We start from the raw sequence: 3,064 nt of genomic DNA, 5'->3' as shown, positions 1-3,064 counted from the left end.
TGCTTGGCCCGCAGCGCGTCCACGGTGCGTGCTGCCTTCGACAGCGGCGCCGCAAACACTGCGGCGGCCTTGCCCATCGACGCCTTCATAGCGCCAGCGGCCTTGGCCAGCAGGACCTCGCGGGACTCGAGGTCCGCGAGCTTCTGGACGTCTTCCTGCGAGAGCACATTGCCCTCGAAGAAGCCGGACTTGATCACGAGCTGGTCGTGGGTCTTGGCGAAGTCACGCAGGGCCTTCGCAGGCCCCACCGGCTCACCCTTGATGAAGGCGATAGCGGTAGGACCGCTGAGCGTGCCATCGAGAGCGGTGATGCCGGCCTCGCGGGCGGCGATCTCCGTGAGCGTGTTCTTCACCACGGCGTAGGTCGTCTCGGAACCCAGGGAGCGACGAAGCTCCTTGAGGTCACCCACGCTGAGCCCGCGATACTCGGTGATGACAGCGGCATCGGACTCGCGGAAAAGCTCCGCGATCTCCGAGACGGCATCCACCTTTTCGGGGTTAGCCATGGCCCTCCTTCCAGAGGTCTCTCGCCACCGGGTGAAGAAGTCTGAGAACAGGAAAGGCCTCGACACGCAAGTGTCGAGGCCTCGAACGCGGTGGGTGCCCGTACCACGAATGGCTCCAGCCGGGGCCGGACGGGCGACTTCGCGAAAGTCGCTTCTTCACCTGCGCAGGCCATCCCTGACGGGATCTCTTCGGTCGCTCTCGGGGTCGAGCACGACAACCGGCGGTCTTCGGTAGGTCCAGAGTAGACCAGACCCGCGCGCCCGCGCCATGGCGAGAGCCGCGTTCTGCATCACATTGGCGACAACATCCCGGGCCGGTCCGCTCCCCCGTCGAGTCCGCCGTCGAGGGACACGCCCGCCCCCGGCCCACTCCCCCTCCCGGCTCGCTCCCCGTCGGCCGATGCCGCGATGGCTAATGGCAGATGGGCAGATGGGCAGATGGGCAGATGGCGACACTCCGCTCTCAGGCCGTCGAGATCACCGATCTCCCCCGTTTCCGGCAGAGATCGGTGATCTCGCGCGGCGCGTCGTGGGGGAACCCGCGACAGGGGCCGATCGCGCGCGGCCGCGACTGGGCCTATCGCCGGGAACTGCGGCTGGGCCAGTCGCGGGGAACTGCGACTGGGCCGGTCGGGCGCCGCTGCGGCTCGGCCGGCGGCAGGCAGGGCGTCGTCACATTCCAACGCCCCGTGCATGACGACGGCGCCCCGCCCACCTGCTGGTGGACGGGGCGCCGGAGTGCACCTTCGAGGCGTACCGGAGAGGATCAGGCCTCGTCGGTGTCCTCGAGGAGGTTGCGGGTGCGGTTCACGTCGACCGGGATGCCCGGGCCCATGGTGGTGGACACGGTGATCTTGGTGATGTAGCGGCCCTTGGAGGAGGACGGCTTCAGACGCAGGATCTCGTCCAGCGCTGCGACGTAGTTCTCGACCAGCTGCTGGTCGGAGAAGGAGACCTTGCCGACCAGGTAGTGCAGGTTCGCCGCACGGTCGGTGCGGAACTCGATCTTGCCGCCCTTGATGTCGGACACGGCCTTGGTCACGTCCATGGTGACGGTGCCGGTCTTGGGGTTCGGCATGAGGCCGCGGGGGCCGAGCACGCGGCCCAGCTTGCCGACCTTGCCCATCAGGTTCGGCGTGGCCACGGCCGCGTCGAAGTCGGTCCAGCCGCCGGCGACCTTCTCGATCAGCTCGTCGTCGCCGACCTCGTCGGCGCCGGCCTCACGGGCGGCGTCAGCCTGCGCACCGGTCGCGAAGACGATGACGCGGGCGGTCTTGCCGGTGCCGTTGGGCAGGTTGACGGTGCCGCGCACCATCTGGTCTGCCTTGCGGGGGTCGACACCCAGGCGCATCGAGACCTCGACGGAGGCATCGAACTTGGCCGGGGAGGACTTCTGGGCCAGACGCAGTGCGTCCAGCGGTGAGTAGGCGCGACCCTCTTCGATCAGCGCTGCACCGTTCTTGTATGCCTTGCTACGGAAACCCATTGTCGTCAGCCCTCCACCGTGATGCCCATGGAACGAGCGGTGCCGGCGACGATCTTCGCCGCGGCCTCGATGTCGTTCGCGTTCAGATCAGGCATCTTGGTCTCCGCGATTTCGCGGACCTGTGCCTGGGAGATCTTGCCGACCTTGTCGGTGTGCGGCGTCGCGGAACCCTTCGAAAGCCCAGCGGCCTTCTTGATGAGCTCAGCGGCCGGCGGGGTCTTCGTGATGAAGGTGAACGAGCGATCCTCGTAGACCGTGATCTCGACCGGGACGATGTTGCCGCGCATGTCCGCGGTGCGATCGTTGTAGGCCTTCACGAACTCCATCATGTTCACGCCGGCAGCGCCGAGCGCGGGACCCACGGGCGGCGCAGGGGTGGCCGCGCCGGCCTGGATCTGGAGCTTGATGACGCTCGCGATCTTCTTCTTGGGAGCCATTGCTCTTCCTTACTGTGGTGTGGTCCGGGCGGAGCTCATCATGCGCTCCTCCCACGGCTGGACCCATCTCCGCAGTCAAGCGGAAAAGGGTCCGGGGTGCGACGTTACCTGCACGTCGCGGCGGCGTCGACCGGTATCGAGAGTGATCCTGGTCGTACTGACGCGGCAGCTGCCGCGCGCCGCTCAGATCTTGGTGACCTGGTCGAAGCCGAGCTCGACCGGGGTCTCGCGACCGAAGATGGACACCAGCACCTGAAGCTTCTGGGACTCGGTGTGGATCTCGGAGATCGTGGCCGGCATGGTCTCGAAGGGACCGTCCATGACCGTGACGGACTCTCCGACGTGGAAGTCGGGCATCTTCTGCGCAGCGGCGGCCTTGGCCGGCGTGCCACCCGAGGAGCGCTTCTTCTCCGGCAGTCCGACGGAGGGCGCCAGCAGCGAGTAGATCTCGTCGAAGCTCAGCGGGGTGGGGTCGGTCGCATTGCCCACGAACCCGGTCACACCAGGGGTGTCGCGCACGACGCGCCAGGACTCGGTGGTCAGATCCATGCGCACCAGCACGTAGCCGGGCACTCGCACGCGGCGGACGATCTTCTTCTGGCCGTTCTTGACCTCGGTCGCGTCCTCCATCGGGA

4 protein-coding genes are annotated in these 3,064 nt (G+C 67.3%); all 4 read right to left on the bottom strand.

Going from position 1 to position 3,064, the window contains the following annotated elements:
• Nucleotides 1–506, bottom strand: a 506-nt coding sequence (gene rplJ / locus ACTH43_RS09505) for a 50S ribosomal protein L10 (protein ID WP_441444668.1), incomplete at its 3' end; no start/stop codon positions are given.
• Between the two features lie 766 nt (nucleotides 507–1,272).
• Nucleotides 1,273–1,992 (bottom strand): 50S ribosomal protein L1, encoded by a 720-nt coding sequence (gene rplA / locus ACTH43_RS09500; RefSeq protein ID WP_441444667.1) that lies wholly within the window; start codon nucleotides 1,990–1,992, stop codon nucleotides 1,273–1,275.
• A 5-nt stretch (nucleotides 1,993–1,997) separates the two neighbouring features.
• Entirely contained in the window at nucleotides 1,998–2,429 is a 432-nt protein-coding gene (rplK, locus tag ACTH43_RS09495; protein WP_441444666.1) for a 50S ribosomal protein L11, read from the bottom strand.
• 183 nt (nucleotides 2,430–2,612) lie between these two features.
• The coding region (nusG, locus tag ACTH43_RS09490) for a transcription termination/antitermination protein NusG (protein ID WP_441444665.1) at nucleotides 2,613–3,064 on the bottom strand (452 nt) is incomplete at its 5' end.

Source organism: Brachybacterium sp. (assembly GCF_052095815.1).
In the GTDB taxonomy this organism is placed as follows: Bacteria; Actinomycetota; Actinomycetes; order Actinomycetales; family Dermabacteraceae; genus Brachybacterium.
This window is presented reverse-complemented; position numbering and strand designations above follow the sequence as displayed.